Source organism: Neisseria sp. HMSC068C04 (genome assembly GCF_001810105.1).
GTDB lineage: Bacteria > Pseudomonadota > Gammaproteobacteria > Burkholderiales > Neisseriaceae > Neisseria > Neisseria flavescens_B.
Window position 1 is genome coordinate 1 of sequence record NZ_KV799942.1, and the last position, 1,122, is coordinate 1,122.

Below are 1,122 nucleotides of genomic sequence, written 5' to 3' on the forward strand. Positions count from 1 at the left end.
TAATCTAACTTTCAGCAACCATTACGAAAGTTAGGACTTTATTATGTCATTTAGCGAATCTATTTTTAATTTGAAGTCGGATAAAAACTGTAAGTTTTATGGCTTAAAGATGGCTGAAATTATGGTTCTAATGTGTAAGGAAGCTGAATTAAAGGGATTTGAGCTTTTTTGCACTTTATGCCACTTTGAAAATAAGGCTAATGGAATTTATTGGAGATGGAGTTTCCCCGATGATTCTGTTTTGGTTTTAACCGATGTAATGTCATTGGTCGAAAATAATGAAAAAGAAGATTTTAATTTTATCTTTTTTAACAATGAGTGCGCTTTTTATGAGTGGTCTATCGAATGCACAAAACTTTCAAGTTAGCTCAAAAGTTGTATTAGAAACTGAATATAAAAGTGATTTGGAGAGACGTCTTTTTTCTAAAATCAATCTCAACACCTACGGCACATCCACAACCACATCAGCAAGAGTCATCGAAACAACTACTGGAGCTTCATCAACTGCACGAATAGGAGCAACTCTTGAAGCTCAAGTATCCCGAAAAGCCGTCCTTTCAGGCGCATTTGGCCTGGTAAAAAAAGGCGCGGCATTAGGGACACGTTTATCAGGTTGGGGTACAGCTGCTTATTTCGCCTACCAAGCATATGAAACTGTGAAACCATCACTTGAAGCAGAAGGCTACAAATGGGATGAATCTAAAGAAGAATTTTTTAAATATTGGGCTGCTCGAAATTGCATTACGATTGAAGAAAATGGAAAAAATATAGATGTTACTTGCTTTGGCGTTGATTCTTCAGTACTTAGAGCAATGGAAAAAGGCGGAAAGAGCGAGTTAGACGCTAAGAAACTTATGGAATCCCAAATGCAGTCAATTGCAAATGGATTTTGGAAAAAAAGGGCAAAAGAACTTGATTTAGATGATGGCGAAGATGTTTATTTCTGGCAAAAATTTCAAGTTCAAAAATGTTATTTTGACTTGAATGGTGGCGATTGTAGTGTTTCGTTCAAAGGAGATGTAAGAAACCCTATTTCTTTTCGTTTAAAGAAAAACGATAAAGAACTTTTGGATTTAGAAAAATTCCTAAAAATCGCTACCCCTTCAATTGACGCAAACCCTA

General features: G+C 35.7%; 2 protein-coding genes. Both read left to right on the top strand.

The window, feature by feature from the left end; genetic code table 11:
- Positions 1-43 precede the first annotated feature (43 nt).
- Entirely contained in the window at positions 44-367 is a 324-nt protein-coding gene (locus tag HMPREF2700_RS11635) for a hypothetical protein (RefSeq protein WP_141745821.1), read from the top strand.
- The coding region (locus tag HMPREF2700_RS05655; RefSeq protein ID WP_283129678.1) for an IgG-binding virulence factor TspB family protein at positions 330-1,122 on the top strand (793 nt) is incomplete at its 3' end. The genes HMPREF2700_RS11635 and HMPREF2700_RS05655, both read left to right, overlap by 38 nt.

Coding starts and splice junctions, on each gene's coding strand:
- HMPREF2700_RS11635 (WP_141745821.1), top strand. CDS start 44: ATGTCATTTAGCGAATCTATTTTTAATTTGAAGTCGGATAAAAACTGT.